Genomic DNA, 16779 nt, shown 5'->3' on the forward strand with positions numbered 1-16779 from the left:
CCCCCTCCTTGCACCCCCCACCGTCCCAACTAAACTTGTTGCCACCTTGCACACAGCGCGCACGGCCTGGCGCTGGCGCACGCAAAAGGTTGACCGTTCGATCAGAAAAAAACGAAAAACGGTACACATAACAAATATTTGTTTGTGTACAATCTTCAGCAACCTGTTCCTTGCGTGCCACCTTCGAACAGGGCTGGACACGGGTCGGCGTACCAAAGTTGCGTTGCGATATCCCGGGTGGTTATCAATACTGGCGCCGATTTTCGACCAACAAGAACATAAAACCGTGGAACCTTAGAATGAGCACTGCAACCAGTCCGACTGCTTATAACTACAAGGTCGTCCGCCAGTTCGCCATCATGACGGTGGTGTGGGGGATACTTGGCATGGGCCTCGGCGTCTTCATCGCCTCGCAACTGGTCTGGCCGCAACTGAACCTGGACCTGCCCTGGACCAGCTTCGGCCGGCTGCGCCCCCTGCACACCAACCTGGTGATCTTCGCCTTCGGCGGTTGTGCGCTGTTCGGCACCAGCTACTACGTGGTGCAGCGCACCTGCCAGACGCGGCTGATTTCCGACAGCCTGGCTGCCTTTACCTTCTGGGGCTGGCAAGCCGTGATTGCCGGTGCGCTGATCACCCTGCCGATGGGCTACACCACCACCAAGGAATACGCCGAGCTGGAATGGCCGCTGGCGATTTTGCTGGCGATCGTCTGGGTGACCTACGCCGTGGTGTTCTTCGGCACCATTGTCAAGCGCAAAACCCGGCACATCTATGTGGGCAACTGGTTCTACGGCGCATTCATCGTGGTCACGGCCATGCTGCACATCGTCAACCACATTTCCCTGCCGGTAAGCCTGTTCAAGTCGTATTCGGCCTACGCCGGTGCAACCGATGCCATGATCCAGTGGTGGTACGGGCACAACGCGGTGGGCTTCTTCCTCACCACGGGCTTCCTGGGCATGATGTATTACTTCGTGCCCAAGCAGGCTGAGCGGCCCATCTATTCGTACCGGCTGTCCATCGTGCACTTCTGGGCGCTGATTACCCTGTACATCTGGGCCGGCCCACACCACCTGCACTACACCGCCCTGCCCGACTGGGCCCAGTCGCTGGGCATGGTGATGTCGATCATCCTGCTGGCACCGAGCTGGGGCGGCATGATCAACGGCATGATGACCCTGTCGGGTGCCTGGCACAAACTGCGCACCGACCCGATCCTGCGCTTTCTGGTGGTCTCGCTGGCGTTCTACGGCATGTCCACCTTCGAAGGGCCGATGATGGCCATCAAGACGGTGAATGCGCTGTCCCACTACACCGACTGGACCATCGGCCACGTGCACGCCGGTGCCCTCGGCTGGGTCGCGATGATTTCCATCGGCGCCGTGTACCACATGATCCCGCGCCTGTATGGCCGCGAGCAGATGCACAGCGTCGGGCTGATCAACGCGCACTTCTGGCTGGCCACCATCGGCACCGTGCTGTACATCGCCTCGATGTGGGTCAACGGCATCACCCAGGGCCTGATGTGGCGTGCGATCAACGATGACGGCACCCTGACCTACTCGTTCGTCGAAGCCCTGCAAGCCAGCCACCCCGGCTACATCGTGCGGGCGCTGGGCGGCGCGTTCTTCGCCAGCGGCATGCTGCTGATGGCCTACAACGTCTGGCGTACGGTACGGGCCGCCAACCCGGTACAAGCCGAGGCAGCCGCCCAAATCGTCATCGTGGGAGCGCACTGATGAAGCACGAAGCCGTTGAGAAGAACATAGGCCTGCTGGCGTTCTTCATGGTCATCGCCGTGAGCATCGGTGGCCTTACCCAGATCGTCCCGTTGTTCTTCCAGGACGTCACCAACAAGCCAGTGGAGGGCATGAAGCCGCGCACCGCGCTGGAACTGGAAGGGCGCGATATCTACATCCGCGAAGGCTGCGTGGGTTGCCATTCGCAGATGATCCGCCCGTTCCGCGCCGAAACCGAGCGCTATGGCCATTACTCGGTGGCCGGCGAGAGCGTGTGGGACCACCCGTTCCTGTGGGGCTCCAAGCGTACCGGGCCGGACCTGGCCCGCGTCGGCGGCCGCTACTCGGACGACTGGCACCGGGCGCACCTGTACAACCCGCGCAACGTGGTGCCGGAATCGAAGATGCCGGCCTACCCGTGGCTGGTGGAGAACACACTCGACGGCCGTGATACGGCGAAGAAGATGGAGGTACTGCGCACCCTGGGCACGCCGTACACCGACGCTGATATCGCCGGCGCCCGCGACGCGGTCAAGGGTAAAACCGAGATGGACGCCCTGGTGGCCTACCTGCAAGGCCTTGGCACCCTCATCAAGAGCAAACGGTGACGCTGATGGATATCGGGATGATTCGCGGCCTGGGCACTGTGGTGGTGCTGGTGGCCTTTGTCGGGCTGGCGTTATGGGTGTTCAGCCCACGCCGCAAGAAGGATTTCGACGAAGCGACCCAGCTGCCATTCGCAGATGACCCCGAGGCCCGCCGCCACGTCGAGAAAGCGCAAGCAAACGCGTCTGGGAGAAAACAACAATGACAACCTTCTGGAGTGTGTACATCACGGTCCTGACCCTGGGTACCATCTTCGCGCTGACCTGGTTGCTGCTGTCCACCCGCAAAGGCCAGCGCGACGAAGTCACCAACGAAACCGTCGGCCATGCCTTCGACGGCATCGAGGAGTACGACAACCCCCTGCCCAAATGGTGGTTCTGGCTGTTCGTCGGCACCATCGTCTTTGCCCTGGGCTACCTGGTGCTGTACCCGGGCCTGGGCAACTGGAAAGGCATGCTGCCGGGGTACAGCTACCTGGATAACGACAAGCAGACCGAGTTCGCCAACGGCGAGGCCGGCTGGACGGGCGCCCATGAATGGGAAAAGGAAATGGCCAAGGCCGACGCCCGCTTCGGCCCGATTTTCGCCAAGTTCGCCGCCATGCCCATTGCGGACGTGGCCAAAGACCCGCAGGCCCTGAAAATGGGGGCCAGGTTGTTTGCCTCCAACTGCTCGGTGTGCCACGGCTCGGACGCCAAGGGCGCCTATGGCTTCCCCAACCTGACCGACAACGACTGGCGCTGGGGCGGTGAGCCGGACACCATCAAGGCGACCATCATGGGTGGCCGTCATGGCGTGATGCCGGCCTGGGCCGAGGTGATCGGCGAACAGGGCGTGGCCGACGTGGCCGCGTTCGTGGTCAGCAAGCTCGATGGGCGCACGCTGCCCGAAGGCGTCAAGGCCGATGTGGAAAACGGCCAGAAGATCTTCGCGACCAATTGCGTGGCCTGCCACGGGCCCGAGGGCAAGGGTACGCCGGCCATGGGTGCGCCAAACCTGACGCACCCGCAGGCGTTCATCTACGGCTCGAGCTTTGCCCAGTTGCAGCAGACCATCCGCTATGGCCGCCAAGGGCAGATGCCGGCGCAGGAGCAGTTGCAGGGCAATGACAGGGTGCATTTGCTGGCCGCCTACGTATACAGCCTGTCGCATCAGGATGCGCCGGCCGAGGCTGAGTAAGCAGGCCTGGCCCCGTCGCGGGTCAACCCGCCACACACAGCCCCCACCCTTTTTTGCAGTGGGTGCGGGCCTCTGTGAGAGCGGCTTGAGCCGCGAAGAGGCCAGGACAGCCACGCATTTCTCGCCGCCTGATGACCTGGATCAATTGACACTCGCCATATCACGATTCATGGCGTTAACCCAATGCGGCATAAGGTCGCAACGCGACCACTGCGTGCCATCACCGGCGTATCATGGCCCGCAGAGCGCTAGCAGATTGCGCGAGACTGCAGCCGGCATGCACTGGCCGCAGCGTTTCTCCACTGCCGTGGGACATGATGATGAGCAAGCACATTCCGGTACATGACGTAACCCCGCCTGCCAGCAAAGGGAAGGACTCCGTCGACCTCTACGCCTCGCGCGAAAAAATCTACACCCGCGCCTTCACCGGCCTGTTCCGGCGCCTGCGCATGATAGGCGGCGCGGCGCTGTTTCTGCTGTATTTCGGCACTGTATGGCTGAACTGGGGCGGCCACCAGGCAGTGTGGTGGGACCTGCCGGAGCGCAAGTTCTACATCTTTGGCGCCACCATCTGGCCCCAGGACTTCATCCTGCTGTCGGGCATTCTGATCGTTGCCGCCTTCGGCCTGTTCTTCATCACCGTGTACGCCGGGCGCGTCTGGTGCGGCTACACCTGCCCGCAAAGCGTGTGGACGTGGATCTTCATGTGGTGCGAAAAGGTCACCGAGGGCGACCGCAACCAGCGCATGAAGCTGGACAAGGCGCCCATGAGCGGCAACAAGTTCGTGCGCAAGCTGGCCAAGCACAGCCTGTGGCTGCTGATCGGCTTCGTCACCGGCATGACCTTCGTCGGCTACTTCGCGCCGATACGCGAACTGGTGATCGAATTTTTCACCGGCCAGGCTGATGGCTGGTCGTACTTCTGGGTCGGCTTCTTCACCCTCGCCACCTACGGCAATGCGGGCTGGCTGCGCGAGCAGGTGTGCGTATACATGTGCCCCTATGCGCGCTTCCAGAGCGTGATGTTCGACAAGGACACCCTGATCGTGTCCTACGACCCGCGCCGTGGCGAAACCCGTGGCCCGCGCAAGAAAGACGTGGACTACAAGGCCAAGGGCCTGGGCGACTGCATCGACTGCACCATGTGCGTGCAGGTGTGCCCCACCGGTATCGACATCCGTGACGGCCTGCAGATCGAGTGCATCGGCTGCGCGGCGTGCATCGATGCCTGTGACAGCATCATGGACAAGATGCACTACCCCAGAGGCTTGATCAGCTACACCACCGAGCACAACCTGTCCGGCCAGAAAACCCACATGCTGCGCCCACGGCTGATTGGCTACGCCGTCGTGCTGCTGGTGATGATCGGCGCCTTGGCCACGGCCTTCGCCATCCGGCCACTGGTGGGCCTGGACGTGAGCAAGGACCGCGTGCTGTACCGCGAGAACGCCCAGGGGCGGATCGAGAACGTGTACAGCCTCAAGGTGATGAACAAGGACCAGCGCGACCATGTTTACGTACTGGACGCCGCCGGCTTGCCGGACCTGAAACTGGACGGCCAACGCGAGATTCACGTAGCTGCCGGCGATATCGTCAGCCTGCCCGTGCAGTTGTCGGTGGCACCCGAGAAGCTGCCCTCGACCACCAACGAAGTCACCTTCATCCTCAAGAGCGCCGATGACAGCGACGCACAGGTTGAAGCCAAGAGCCGTTTCATCGGCCCCCAGATCCGCTAGGAGAGACGTACGACAATGCCTGCCACCGCCGCCAGCCCCTGGTACAAGCACCTTTGGCCCTGGATCATCATCGGCATCCTGACCACTTCGGTCTGCCTGAGCCTGACCATGGTCAGCATCGCCGTCCGCAACCCGGACAACCTGGTGAACGACAACTACTACGAGGCTGGCAAGGGCATCAACCGCTCCCTGGACCGGGAACTGCTGGCCCAGCAACTGGGCCTCAAAGCCAGCGTGCACCTGGATGAGCTGACCGGCGAGGTGGACCTGCGCCTGACCGGCAGCAGCCACCCGCAAACCCTGGAGCTGAACCTGATTTCGCCGACCCAGCCGCAGAAAGACCGCAAGGTGCTGCTGAGCCAGGCCGAAGCGGGCCGGTACGTGGGGCAACTGGATGACAAGGTGGACGGCCGCCGCTTCGTCGAGTTGCTGGGCAACGAAGGCGGCCAGGTATGGCGCCTGTTCGAGGAAGAAAAGGTCGAGCACGGGGTGGACCTGCAATTGGGTGACGAAGCCCTGCAAGGTGCCGAGCGCCAGCAATGACCCAACCCACCCCCTGCTTTCACTGTGCCTTGCCCGTTCCTGCGGGCAGCCAGTTCAGCGCCGTCGTGCTGGGTGAGCCCCGGCCATTCTGTTGCCCAGGGTGCCAGGCGGTGGCCGAGTCGATCGTGGCAGGGGGGCTTGAGCACTATTACCAGCACCGCAGTGAAACCAGCGCCAACCCCGACGCCCTGCCCCGGCAGTTGCAGGATGAGCTGGCGCTGTACGACCGCAGCGATGTGCAGCAGGCTTTCGTGCGCCACGAAGGCCAACTGGCCGAAACCACGCTGCTGGTAGAAGGGGTAAGTTGCGCGGCGTGTGGCTGGCTGATCGACAAGCACCTGCGCAACCTGCCCGGCGTGGCCGAGGCGCGCCTGAACCTGTCCAACCACCGCCTGCTGCTGAGCTGGGACGACCAGCAGTTGCCGCTCTCCGCGGTGCTGGCACAGTTGCGCCAGATCGGTTATGCCGCCCACCCCTACCAGCCGGACCAGGCCGCCGAGCAGTTGGCCCGGGAAAACCGCAGCGCCTTGCGCCGCCTGGGCGTGGCCGGGCTGCTGTGGTTCCAGGCGATGATGGCAACCATGGCCACCTGGCCCGAGTTCAACATCGACCTGTCGCCCGAGATGCACACCATCCTGCGCTGGGTGGCGTTGTTCCTGACCATCCCGATCGTGTTCTACAGCTGCGCGCCGTTTTTCAAGGGGGCTGCCCGCGACCTGCGCACGCGCCACCTGACCATGGACCTGTCGGTATCACTGGCCATCGCCCTGGCCTTCGGTGCCGGCATCTGGACCGCTATCACCGGCAGCGGGGAGCTGTACTTCGACACGGTGGGCATGTTCGCGCTGTTCCTGCTGACCGGCCGCTACCTGGAACGCCGAGCCCGCGAGCGCACGGCTGCGGCCACGGCGCAACTGGTCAACCTGCTGCCGGCCTCGTGCCTGCGCCTGGATGCACTGGGCCGCAGCGAGCGCATTCTGCTCAGCGAACTGCGCTGCGGCGATACCGTGCAGGTGCTGCCCGGGGCCGTGATCCCGGCCGACGGGTGCATCGTCGAGGGCCGCTCGAGTGTGGATGAGTCACTGCTGACGGGCGAATACCTGCCGCAGCCGCGCCGCGCTGGGGAGCATGTGACGGGCGGCACGCTGAACGTCGAAAGCACCCTGCATGTGGCGGTCGAGGCCGTGGGCCATGACTCGCGCCTGTCGGCCATTGTGCGCCTGCTGGAGCGGGCACAAACCGAAAAGCCGCGTCTGGCGGAAATCGCCGACCGCGCTTCGCAACTGTTTCTGTTGTTTTCGCTGCTGGCCGCCGTCGCCATCGGCCTGTGGTGGTGGCAGCAAGCCCCTGACCGCGCGTTCTGGATCGTGCTGGCGATGCTGGTGGCCACCTGCCCATGCGCACTGTCGCTGGCCACCCCCACCGCGCTGACAGCCGCCACCGGCACCTTGCACAAGCTGGGTTTGCTGGTGACCCGGGGCCATGTGCTGGAAGGCCTGAACCAGATCGATACGGTGATTTTCGACAAGACCGGCACACTGACCGAAGGCCGCCTGACATTGCGCAGCATTCGCCCGCTGGGCAGCCTGGGGGCCGATGAGTGCCTGAGCCTGGCAGCCGCCCTGGAAAACCGCTCCGAGCACCCCATTGCCAGGGCGTTTGGCCGCGCTGCCAGGGCTGCCGAGGCTGTTCAGACGGTACCCGGCCTGGGCCTTGAGGGGCAGGTCGACGGCCAACGCCTGCGCATCGGCCAGGCGGCGTTCGTGTGCGCCTTGAGTGGCACACCGGCACCTGCCATTCCCGAGCCCCGGGGCCAGTGGCTGTTGCTGGGCGGGCGCCAGGGGCCGCTGGCCTGGTTCGGCCTGGACGACCGCCTGCGGGACGACGCCCCTGCCCTGCTTGCCGCCTGCCGTGCCCGTGGCTGGCGCACGCTGCTGCTGTCGGGCGACAGCTCGCCGATGGTCACCGAAGTGGCCGCGCAACTGGGTATCGACGAAGCCGTGGGCGGCCTGTGCCCGGACGACAAGCTGGAGCGGCTGAAGGCCTTGCAACAGGCTGGGCGCAAGGTGCTGATGCTGGGTGACGGGGTGAATGACGTGCCGGTACTGGCTGCCGCCGACATCAGCATCGCCATGGGCAGCGCCACCGACCTTGCCAAGACCAGCGCCGACGCCGTGCTGTTGTCCAACCGCTTGCAGGCGCTGGTACAGGCCTTCGAACTGGCCCGGCGTACGCGGCGCAATATCCTCCAGAACCTGCTGTGGGCAAGCCTGTACAATGGCCTGATGTTGCCCTTCGCGGCGGTTGGCTGGGTCACCCCCGTATGGGCAGCCATCGGCATGTCGGTCAGCTCGCTGGTGGTGGTGCTCAACGCCCTGCGCCTGACCCGCCAGCCCGCCCTGGCATCACCGGGCACCCCTGCAACCTACCAGGTGAGGAAATTGCCATGCCCGCCCTCTATATCATGATCCCTGCGGCGTTGCTGCTGGTCGGCGTGGCCGTGTACATCTTCTTCTGGGCAGTGGACAGCGGGCAGTACGACGACCTGGAAAGCCCCGCCCACAGCATTCTGTTCGACGACCAGGACCCGCGCCACCAAGCAGCGGTGAAGGCGCCGCCGACCGACCTGCCCCCCTCACACGAACAACCCGAGGAACAACCACCCCGTGCATGACCTGCTCCCCCTGCTGGGTTCTGCCCTGGTGCTGGGCCTGCTGGGCGGTGGCCACTGCCTGGGCATGTGCGGCGGGCTGATGGGCGCACTGACCCTGGCCATCCCCCCCGAGCAACGCAGCAGGCGCCTGCGCCTGCTGCTGGCGTACAACCTCGGCCGCGTGTGCAGCTATGCCTGCGCCGGGCTGCTGCTGGGCCTGGCCGGCTGGGCCGTGGCCAGCGGCCCGGCAGCGGTGGTGCTGCGCACGGCGGCGGCGCTACTGCTGATTGCCATGGGCCTGTACCTGGCCGGCTGGTGGAGCGGGCTGACGCGGGTGGAGGCCTTGGGGCGCGGGCTGTGGCGGCACATTCAGCCGCTGGCGACGCGCCTGCTGCCGGTGTCCAGCGTACCCCGTGCCATGCTGCTGGGGGCCTTGTGGGGGTGGCTGCCCTGCGGGCTGGTCTACAGCACCCTGCTGTGGGCGGCCAGCCAGGGTAATGCAGGCTACAGCGCGGCCCTGATGCTGGCCTTCGGCCTGGGTACCTGGCCGGTGCTGCTGGCCACCGGGCTGGCGGCAGAACGGGTAAACGCTTTGTTGAGACGGCGCAGCGTGCGCGTGGCAGGCGGGCTGCTGGTGATGCTGTTCGGCATCTGGACCCTGCCCGGCCCGCACCAGCACTGGCTTATGGGGCACTGAAACGGCCACGTGTCGCGGGCGGTTGATACAAATCAACACAGATTCCTACAGACGCCCCTAGACTCCGGAGCATTGCTGCTCTTTCCGGGGACCGCCCTCATGCTCGACGACCTACGTTGGGACACCGACCTGATCCGCCGCTACGATCTGGCCGGGCCACGCTACACCTCCTACCCGACCGCCGTGCAACTGCACAGCGAGGTGGGCTCGTTCGACCTGCTGCACGCCCTGCGCGAGAGCCGTCGGGCCGTACGCCCCCTGTCGTTGTACGTGCACGTGCCGTTCTGCGCCAACATCTGCTACTACTGCGCCTGCAACAAGGTCATCACCAAGGACCGCGCCCGTGCCGCGCCCTACCTGCAGCGCCTGGAGCAGGAAATCCAGCTGGTGGCCTGCCACCTGGATGGCAAACAGCGTGTTGAACAGCTGCATTTTGGCGGCGGTACGCCCACCTTCCTCAGCCACGTGGAGCTGCGCCAGCTGATGGCGACGCTGCGCCAGCACTTCAACCTGCTGGACGACGATTCCGGCGATTACGGCATCGAAATTGACCCCCGCGAAGCGGACTGGTCGACCATGGGACTGCTGCGCGAGCTGGGCTTCAACCGCGTCAGCCTGGGTGTGCAGGACCTGGACCCCGCCGTACAGCGTGCGGTCAACCGCCTGCAAAGCCTGGAGCAGACGCGCACGCTGATCGAAGCTGCCCGCACCCTGCAGTTCCGCTCGATCAACCTTGACCTGATCTACGGCCTGCCACGGCAAACCCCGGAAGGTTTCGCCCGCACCGTCGAAGAAGTGATCCGCCTGCAGCCCGACCGGCTGTCGGTGTTCAACTATGCCCACCTGCCCGAGCGCTTCATGCCGCAACGGCGCATCGAGGCCGGCGAGCTGCCCAGCGCAGCCGCCAAGCTGGAGATGCTGCATGCCACCATCGATCAGCTGACCGCCGCAGGGTATCGCTACATCGGCATGGACCACTTTGCCCTGCCAGACGACGAACTGGCCATCGCCCAGGAAGAAGGCACCCTGCAGCGCAACTTCCAGGGCTATACCACCCACGGGCACTGCGACCTGATCGGCCTGGGCGTTTCGGCCATCAGCCAGATCGGCGACCTGTACTGCCAGAACAGCAGCGACCTCAACACCTACCAGGACAGCCTGTCCAACGCCCAGCTTGCCACCCAGCGCGGCCTGCTGTGCAACACCGACGACCGTATTCGCCGGGCCGTGATCCAGCAACTGATCTGCCACTTCGAACTGGATTTCGAGCCTATCGAAAAAGCCTTCACCATCGATTTTCGGGGATACTTCAACGACCTTTGGCCTGAGCTGCTGACCTTGCAGCGCGACGGCCTGATCCGCCTGGACGAAAAGGGCATTCGGATCCTGCCAGCCGGCCGCCTGCTGGCGCGCTCGGTGTGCATGGTGTTCGACGCCTACCTGGCCATGCAGAACCGCCAGCGCTTTTCGCGGGTGATCTGACGGCCGAGGCGTTCAGCCGCATGGACAACCGCCCCAGCCAGGCGGACCATAAGCGCACAGGAACTCCGGCAGTTGCCTGCCGGGGGTTTCGCCGGGTCGTACCATAGTCGAGCACGCTGGCCTACACCCTCCTTCGTGGGTTACCCTTACGGCTTATGTGTGCTTTCCCACAAGGATCGAGTCAAAATGTCCGAGCCAGTCAAACTGCGCCCACACAACCAGGCCCATTGCAAGGATTGCAGCCTGGCCCCACTGTGCCTGCCTCTTTCGCTTAACCTGGAAGACATGGATGCATTGGATGAAATCGTCAAGCGGGGTCGCCCGCTGAAAAAAGGCGAGTTTCTTTTCCGCCAGGGTGACAATTTCGGCTCGGTCTACGCAGTTCGCTCCGGCGCCCTGAAAACCTTCAGCCTCAGCGACAGCGGCGAAGAGCAGATCACCGGCTTCCACCTGCCCAGCGAACTGGTGGGGCTGTCGGGCATGGACACCGAGGCCTACCCGGTGTCGGCCCAGGCCCAGGAAACCACGTCGGTGTGCGAAATCCCCTTCGAGCGCCTGGACGAGCTGTCGGTGCAACTGCCGCAGTTGCGCCGCCAGCTGATGCGGGTGATGAGCCGTGAAATCCGCGACGACCAGCAGATGATGCTGCTGCTGTCGAAGAAAACCGCCGACGAGCGCATCGCCACCTTCCTGGTCAACCTGTCGGCGCGCTTCCGCGCCCGTGGGTATTCGGCCAACCAGTTCCGCCTGAGCATGTCGCGCAACGAAATCGGCAACTACCTGGGCCTGGCGGTGGAAACCGTGTCACGGGTGTTCACCCGCTTCCAGCAGAACGGTCTGCTGCATGCCGAAGGCAAGGAAGTGCACATTCTGGACCCGATCCAGCTGTGCGCGCTGGCCGGTGGTGCAATCGAGGCCTGAGGCCCGCTTTTAGCAGGTATACTTGGCCATTCGTTTTCCCAGGATACCTGCAACAATGCACAGCGACGCTTTCGACCTCAAAGCCCTGATCCGTCCGGTAGTGGACTTCCCCAAACCGGGTGTGATCTTCCGCGATATCACCCCGCTGTTCCAGTCGCCGCGCGGGCTGCGCTATGTAGCCGACCAGTTTATCGAACGCTACGTCGAGGCCGAGTTCAGCCACATCGGCGCCATGGACGCGCGCGGCTTCCTGATCGGTTCGATCATCGCCCACCAGCTGAACAAGCCACTGATCCTGTTCCGCAAGCAGGGCAAGCTGCCCGCCGACGTGCTCAGCGAAGGCTATCAGACCGAATACGGCGAAGCGTTCCTTGAAGTGCACGCCGACAGCCTGTGCGAGGGGGATTCGGTGTTGATCTTCGATGACCTGATCGCAACGGGCGGCACACTGCTGGCAGCTGCCAATCTGGTGCGCCGCACCGGTGCGCAAGTGTTCGAGGCCGCAGCCATCATCGACCTCCCCGAACTGGACGGCTCGCGCCGTTTGCAGGCGGCAGGCGTGCCCACCTTCTGCCTTACCGAGTTTTCCCTCAGCGAGCGCTGAGCGGCCAAGCGGCGTGCTGCAGGGTCGGCTTGCAGCGCGCCCGGTTACAGCGAGATCGGCCGACGGCCCGCAAACGCGTGGGCCAGGGTGCCGCCATCGACCATTTCCAGCTCACCGCCCAGCGGCACCCCGTGGGCAATGCGCGATGCCACCAGGCCTTTCTCGGCCAGCAACTGCGCGATGTAATGGGCTGTTGCCTCACCTTCCACCGTTGGGTTGGTTGCCAGGATCACCTCGCTGAAGGTGCCCTGCTCCTCGATGCGCGCCATCAGCTGGGGAATACCGATGGCCTCGGGCCCCAGGCCGTCCAGCGGGGACAGATGCCCCTTGAGCACGAAGTAGCGGCCACGGTAACCGGCCTGCTCAACGGCATAGACATCGGTGGGGCCCTCTACCACGCACAGCTGGGTATCGTCACGCCGTGGGTCGGCGCACTGCGGGCACAGGTCCTGCTCTGTGAGGGTACGGCACTGACGGCAATGCCCTACCCCTTCCATGGCCTGGGTCAGCGCCTGGGCCAAGCGCATGCCGCCGCTGCGGTCGCGCTCAAGCAGCTGCAGGGCCATGCGTTGGGCGGTTTTCTGGCCAACGCCGGGCAGGATGCGCAGGCCATCGATCAGTTGGCGGATGAGAGGGCTGAAGCTCATGGGAAAGGCCTGACAAATCAATAAGAGGCGGTTTATACCCAGCGTGGGCAGTGGCGTCAAATCCGCCATTGTTCCTGCGCCTGGCTATTTCGACCGCAGTACGCCAGTAACAGCGCAAAAAAAACCGCCGCTGGTTTCAGCGGCGGCTCGTGAGCCTGTAAATGCCTTAGAACGGCATCTTGAAGCCCGGCGGCAGTTGCATGCCAGCGGTCATGCCGCCCATTTTTTCCTGGCTGCTCTGCTCGATCTTGCGCACAGCGTCGTTCAGGGCTGCGGCAATGAGGTCTTCCAGCACTTCCTTGTCGTCTTCCTCGGTCGACATCAGGCTCTGGTCGATGCTGACGCGCTTGACGTCATGCCGGCCAGTCATCACCACGCTGACCAGGCCGCCACCGGACTGGCCGGTGACTTCTGCGTTGGCCAGCTCTTCCTGCATTTTCTGCATCTTTTCTTGCATCTGCTGGGCCTGCTTCATCAGGCCGGCCATGCCACCTTTCATCATGGGGAGATACCTCGATTGGGTCATGTAATGCAGCCCGCCACGAAGCGGGCCGCATGGTTATCGGTTATTGGCCCTGACTGGCCAGGGCCTCTACAGGCTCAATAGTATCCTGACGCACCTTGGCGCCGAACAGCTTGATCATCTGCTGGATCAACGGGTCTTGCTCGATCGAGGTCACGGCTTCGTGCTGGCGCTCGATGCGTTTGCGTGAAGCCGCCTGGGCAGGGGTTTCCTGCTCGGGGAGGACCAGTTCGATGCGCAGGTTGAGGGTGCGACCCAGGTGCTGGTTGAGCGCCTCGTTCAGGCGCCGCTGCTGGGTGGCGTTGAACAGCGCACCCTGGCCAGGGTCCAGGTGCAGCAGCCAGTCGTCACCCTCGGCCGCGATCAGCGTGCAGTTGGCTGCGATGTTGCCTGTCATGCCCGATACGGGCAACTGCGGGAATAATTCCAGCCATTGCAGGGCCAGGCCGGTGGCAGGCCTGGCTGCAGGCAATGGCTCGGCAGCAGGCTGGGCGGGCTCCTCCTGCACATGCTCGGCGAGCTCGTCCAGGTAGCTGAAGCCAACGGGGTCACTCTCGCCCACGTAATAGTCTTCGTCCAGCGGCGGTTCGTCGTCGCGGTCCATGCCCACGGCGGCATAGGCGCCGGGGTCGAACGGCGGGGCGTCGTCATGGGAAGCCACAGGCGGCTGTGCAACCGGCGGCGCAATAGGCTCGGGCTCGGGCGCAGGCGCAGGCGCCGGGGCAGCGGCCTGGGCGACAGGCAGCGCAGGCTCTTCCCAGGGCAGGTCGACCACCTCGGCGACGGGCTCGGGCACCGAGATGGCTTCGATTTCGGCCTCTATCTCGGGGTCGCGTTGCGCCTCTGGCTCGTGGTCAGCGGTGGCCGGGGGCGGCACTTCCACGTCCGGGGCTGCCGCCACCGGCTCATGCGGCACGGCCTGCACTGCCGGCTGCGCCACGGGGGCGTGGGCTGCCACCGGCTTGGCGGAATCAGCTGTGGCCTGGCTGATCCCCACCGGCTTTAGCTGCGGCTTCGGCGCATCGTCCGTATCGGCCGGGCGGAATGCCAACATGCGCAGCAGCACCATCTCGAACCCCCCGCGCGGCTCCGGCGCCAAAGGCAGGTCGCGGCGGCCGATCAGGCCCATCTGGTAATAAAACTGCACATCCTCGGCCGGCAGTGCCGCAGCCAGGGCCAGCACCCGCTCGCGATCACCCTGGCCGTTGTCCACGGCTTCTGGCAGCGCCTGGGCAATGGCCACGCGGTGCAGCACGTTGAGCATTTCGGCCAGCACACCTGCCCAGTCCGGGCCCTGCTCGGCCAGGTTGCGAATGGCCTCCAGCAAGGCCCGCGCGTCGCCCTCGAGCAACGCCTGTAGCACATCGTAGACCTGGCCATGGTCCAGGCTGCCGAGCATGGCGCGCACATCGGCGGCCAGCACCTTGCCCTCGCCAAAGGCGATGGCCTGGTCGGTCAGGCTCATGGCATCGCGCATCGAGCCATCTGCCGCACGGCCCAACAGCCACAGCGCATCGGGCTCGAAGGGTACGTTCTCGGCCTGCAACACGTGGCTGAGATGTTCCACCACACGTTCCGGGCTCATGTTCTTCAGCGAGAACTGCAGGCAGCGGGACAAGATGGTAGCCGGCAGCTTCTGCGGGTCGGTGGTGGCCAGGATGAACTTGACGTAGGGCGGCGGCTCTTCCAGCGTCTTGAGCAAGGCGTTGAAGGAGTGGGTAGACAGCATGTGCACTTCGTCGATCAGGTAGACCTTGAAGCGACCACGGCTGGGGGCGTACTGCACGTTGTCCAGCAGCTCGCGGGTGTCTTCCACCTTGGTGCGGCTGGCGGCGTCGATCTCGATCAGGTCGACGAAGCGGCCTTCGTCGATTTCGCGGCACACCGAGCAGGTGCCGCAGGGGGTGGAGGTGATGCCGGTTTCGCAGTTCAGGCACTTGGCTATGATGCGTGCGATGGTAGTCTTGCCCACACCACGGGTACCTGTGAACAGGTAGGCATGGTGCAGGCGCTGGTTGTCCAGCGCGTTGATCAAGGCCTTGAGCACATGGGCCTGGCCGACCATTTCGCGAAACGAGCGCGGACGCCATTTACGTGCAAGAACCTGATAACTCATCGAAAAACCATCGTAGCCTGATCGAGCGGAAGATCGCTAATGCTAGCGGAGCGGGGGCAAAATTGCACCCTGCCTGGTTGGTCTAGACTTGGCTAACACCTGTGCGGCTCACGGAGGAACTGCTTTGCGAACCTTGCTGGCCCTGTTGCTGTTATGGACGGCGCAATGCCTGGCGGATCAGCCGGTGCTGCGTTTTTCGGTGGCGGAGAGCTGGAGCATGCCACTGGTGCGCATCGAAGGCGATCAGCCGGTCGAAGGCCTTCTGTACGACCTGATGCAGGCGGCCGCCAAGGCGGCGGGTGCCCGCGCCGAATACCACGTGATGGCCAGGCTGAGGCTGGAAGAGGCCATGAACGGCGGCGACATTGATGTGCGCTGTTATGTCAGCACCCAGTGGCTGATCGACCGGCCCAAGGATTTCATCTGGAGCATCCCGCTGATTCACCAGCGCGATCTATTGGTAGCCCGCGCCGGGGAAGCCGGCCCTGGCCTCCCGGAACAGCTGCCGCCCCAGGCCATCGGCACGGTGCTGGGCTACACCTATGCCACCTTGCAACCGCTGCTGGCGCAGAACCGCGTGCACCGTGAAGACAGCCGTAACCAGTTGCTGGCCCTGCAGAAGCTGCAGGCCGGTCGCTACCGCTATGCGGTGAGCAACCAGCTTTCCTTGCAGTGGTTCAACCGCCAGGCGCCTGCGGGGCAGCAACTGCAGGCGCTGGCGGTGCTGGATGACCAGGACCTGGGGTGCATGGTGCGTAATGACCCTGACATCCCGGCACAGGCATTCCTGCGGGCGCTGGTACGAATGAAGACCTCAGGGGAAATCGAGCGGCTGGTCGAACGCTACGGCGGCTAACCGCCCGTCTTTTCAAACCAACGCCACCGGATTGAGATTTACAAGGGGCAGAAATGGAGGCGGCCCCGTCAGCCACACCCCGGCACTCGATGTTCCCGCTATGGCTGCTCCCTTCCGGGCCTGACCAGGTTAACGGGTAATCAATGCGGGGGGACCGACAGGGCCACCACTACATGTCTCGCTGAGCAGCGAGTGGCGCCATTGTACCGGGACTGGGCGCAGATACAACCTCTGAGGTAGAAAAAGTCATCGTTTCTCAATGACTTGACTGGGGGGCGGGAGTTTTTTTGGGGGGGCTGATCGCGAGCTGCGCTCGCTCCTACGCTTGTTTCGGGCCAATTAGGCCTGCGCCATTGGCGCGCGGACGCCTTGGTGCATGTCGCGGTACCGTGTCGTACAAACCAGGCGGTCGCGCGCGCCTGCCACAGGCGTTACTGGCCCGAAACAAACGTAGGAGCGAGCAAAGCTCGCGAT

The 16779-nt window shown here is 64.3% G+C and carries 16 protein-coding genes and 1 other RNA gene; 13 read left to right on the top strand and 4 right to left on the bottom strand.

Annotated features, from left to right (window positions below):
* Positions 1-299: 299 nt before the first annotated feature.
* The 12 genes from ccoN to IAE33_RS23490 all read left to right on the top strand — a co-directional run bounded on the left by ccoN (position 300) and on the right by IAE33_RS23490 (position 12163).
* Complete coding sequence (ccoN, locus tag IAE33_RS23435; RefSeq protein WP_201165534.1) at positions 300-1742, top strand: cytochrome-c oxidase, cbb3-type subunit I; 1443 nt, start codon at positions 300-302, stop codon at positions 1740-1742.
* The gene (ccoO, locus tag IAE33_RS23440) at positions 1742-2350 is read left to right on the top strand and encodes a cytochrome-c oxidase, cbb3-type subunit II (protein WP_028632170.1); all 609 of its coding nucleotides are present in this window, start codon (positions 1742-1744) and stop codon (positions 2348-2350) included. The genes ccoN and ccoO overlap by 1 nt, the downstream gene beginning before the upstream one ends.
* Positions 2351-2355: 5 nt before the next feature.
* The gene (locus IAE33_RS23445; RefSeq protein WP_028632169.1) at positions 2356-2553 is read left to right on the top strand and encodes a CcoQ/FixQ family Cbb3-type cytochrome c oxidase assembly chaperone; all 198 of its coding nucleotides are present in this window, start codon (positions 2356-2358) and stop codon (positions 2551-2553) included.
* On the top strand, positions 2550-3527 hold the full coding sequence (gene ccoP, locus IAE33_RS23450) for a cytochrome-c oxidase, cbb3-type subunit III (RefSeq protein WP_201165540.1): 978 nt from the start codon (positions 2550-2552) through the stop codon (positions 3525-3527). The genes IAE33_RS23445 and ccoP overlap by 4 nt, the downstream gene beginning before the upstream one ends.
* Positions 3528-3847: 320 nt before the next feature.
* Entirely contained in the window at positions 3848-5263 is a 1416-nt protein-coding gene (gene ccoG / locus IAE33_RS23455; RefSeq protein ID WP_201165543.1) for a cytochrome c oxidase accessory protein CcoG, read from the top strand.
* A gap of 15 nt (positions 5264-5278) precedes the next feature.
* Entirely contained in the window at positions 5279-5806 is a 528-nt protein-coding gene (locus IAE33_RS23460; protein WP_060483570.1) for a FixH family protein, read from the top strand.
* Positions 5803-8274, top strand: coding sequence for a heavy metal translocating P-type ATPase (locus IAE33_RS23465; RefSeq protein WP_201165545.1), 2472 nt, complete (start codon positions 5803-5805; stop codon positions 8272-8274). The genes IAE33_RS23460 and IAE33_RS23465 overlap by 4 nt, the downstream gene beginning before the upstream one ends.
* Positions 8253-8480, top strand: coding sequence for a cbb3-type cytochrome oxidase assembly protein CcoS (ccoS, locus tag IAE33_RS23470; protein WP_201165546.1), 228 nt, complete (start codon positions 8253-8255; stop codon positions 8478-8480). Before IAE33_RS23465 ends, ccoS begins: the two co-directional genes overlap by 22 nt.
* Positions 8473-9156: a sulfite exporter TauE/SafE family protein gene (locus IAE33_RS23475; RefSeq protein WP_201165548.1), complete on the top strand. Its 684-nt coding sequence runs from the start codon at positions 8473-8475 to the stop codon at positions 9154-9156. The genes ccoS and IAE33_RS23475 overlap by 8 nt, the downstream gene beginning before the upstream one ends.
* 99 nt (positions 9157-9255) lie before the next feature.
* Positions 9256-10638 carry an oxygen-independent coproporphyrinogen III oxidase gene (hemN, locus tag IAE33_RS23480; RefSeq protein ID WP_201165551.1) on the top strand — a complete coding sequence of 461 codons (1383 nt, stop codon included), beginning with the start codon at positions 9256-9258 and terminating at the stop codon, positions 10636-10638.
* Between the two features lie 186 nt (positions 10639-10824).
* The gene (fnrA, locus tag IAE33_RS23485; protein ID WP_028632161.1) at positions 10825-11559 is read left to right on the top strand and encodes a Crp/Fnr family transcriptional regulator FnrA; all 735 of its coding nucleotides are present in this window, start codon (positions 10825-10827) and stop codon (positions 11557-11559) included.
* Between the two features lie 55 nt (positions 11560-11614).
* Positions 11615-12163, top strand: coding sequence for an adenine phosphoribosyltransferase (locus IAE33_RS23490; RefSeq protein WP_023535921.1), 549 nt, complete (start codon positions 11615-11617; stop codon positions 12161-12163).
* Positions 12164-12207: 44 nt separating this feature from the next.
* Here IAE33_RS23490 and recR read toward each other — a convergent pair whose 3' ends face one another.
* From recR to dnaX, 3 genes are all read right to left on the bottom strand, one after another.
* On the bottom strand, positions 12208-12810 hold the full coding sequence (gene recR, locus IAE33_RS23495; RefSeq protein WP_028632159.1) for a recombination mediator RecR: 603 nt from the start codon (positions 12808-12810) through the stop codon (positions 12208-12210).
* A gap of 166 nt (positions 12811-12976) precedes the next feature.
* The gene (locus IAE33_RS23500) at positions 12977-13312 is read right to left on the bottom strand and encodes a YbaB/EbfC family nucleoid-associated protein (protein WP_023535908.1); all 336 of its coding nucleotides are present in this window, start codon (positions 13310-13312) and stop codon (positions 12977-12979) included.
* A 64-nt stretch (positions 13313-13376) separates the two neighbouring features.
* Complete coding sequence (gene dnaX / locus IAE33_RS23505; protein WP_201165552.1) at positions 13377-15449, bottom strand: DNA polymerase III subunit gamma/tau; 2073 nt, start codon at positions 15447-15449, stop codon at positions 13377-13379.
* A 124-nt stretch (positions 15450-15573) separates the two neighbouring features.
* Here dnaX and IAE33_RS23510 point away from each other — a divergent pair, with 124 nt between their 5' ends.
* A complete protein-coding gene (locus IAE33_RS23510; RefSeq protein ID WP_201165553.1) occupies positions 15574-16305 on the top strand; it encodes a substrate-binding periplasmic protein in 732 nt (243 codons plus the stop codon).
* Between the two features lie 63 nt (positions 16306-16368).
* Here IAE33_RS23510 and ffs read toward each other — a convergent pair.
* An RNA gene (gene ffs / locus IAE33_RS23515) (signal recognition particle sRNA small type) lies at positions 16369-16465 on the bottom strand.
* Positions 16466-16779 lie beyond the last annotated feature (314 nt).

The sequence above is a fragment of the Pseudomonas sp. S60 genome (assembly GCF_016647865.1).
In the GTDB taxonomy this organism is placed as follows: domain Bacteria; phylum Pseudomonadota; class Gammaproteobacteria; order Pseudomonadales; family Pseudomonadaceae; genus Aquipseudomonas; species Aquipseudomonas parafulva.

Excerpts from the sequence above, each read along its gene's own strand:
- ccoN (WP_201165534.1), top strand. The coding sequence starts at position 300 with ATGAGCACTGCAACCAGTCCGACTGCTTATAACTACAAGGTCGTCCGC.
- ccoO (WP_028632170.1), top strand. The coding sequence starts at position 1,742 with ATGAAGCACGAAGCCGTTGAGAAGAACATAGGCCTGCTGGCGTTCTTC.
- IAE33_RS23445 (WP_028632169.1), top strand. The coding sequence starts at position 2,356 with ATGGATATCGGGATGATTCGCGGCCTGGGCACTGTGGTGGTGCTGGTG.
- ccoP (WP_201165540.1), top strand. The coding sequence starts at position 2,550 with ATGACAACCTTCTGGAGTGTGTACATCACGGTCCTGACCCTGGGTACC.
- ccoG (WP_201165543.1), top strand. The coding sequence starts at position 3,848 with ATGAGCAAGCACATTCCGGTACATGACGTAACCCCGCCTGCCAGCAAA.
- IAE33_RS23460 (WP_060483570.1), top strand. The coding sequence starts at position 5,279 with ATGCCTGCCACCGCCGCCAGCCCCTGGTACAAGCACCTTTGGCCCTGG.
- IAE33_RS23465 (WP_201165545.1), top strand. The coding sequence starts at position 5,803 with ATGACCCAACCCACCCCCTGCTTTCACTGTGCCTTGCCCGTTCCTGCG.
- ccoS (WP_201165546.1), top strand. The coding sequence starts at position 8,253 with ATGCCCGCCCTCTATATCATGATCCCTGCGGCGTTGCTGCTGGTCGGC.
- hemN (WP_201165551.1), top strand. The coding sequence starts at position 9,256 with ATGCTCGACGACCTACGTTGGGACACCGACCTGATCCGCCGCTACGAT.
- fnrA (WP_028632161.1), top strand. The coding sequence starts at position 10,825 with ATGTCCGAGCCAGTCAAACTGCGCCCACACAACCAGGCCCATTGCAAG.
- IAE33_RS23490 (WP_023535921.1), top strand. The coding sequence starts at position 11,615 with ATGCACAGCGACGCTTTCGACCTCAAAGCCCTGATCCGTCCGGTAGTG.
- recR (WP_028632159.1), bottom strand. The coding sequence starts at position 12,810 with ATGAGCTTCAGCCCTCTCATCCGCCAACTGATCGATGGCCTGCGCATC.
- IAE33_RS23500 (WP_023535908.1), bottom strand. The coding sequence starts at position 13,312 with ATGATGAAAGGTGGCATGGCCGGCCTGATGAAGCAGGCCCAGCAGATG.
- dnaX (WP_201165552.1), bottom strand. The coding sequence starts at position 15,449 with ATGAGTTATCAGGTTCTTGCACGTAAATGGCGTCCGCGCTCGTTTCGC.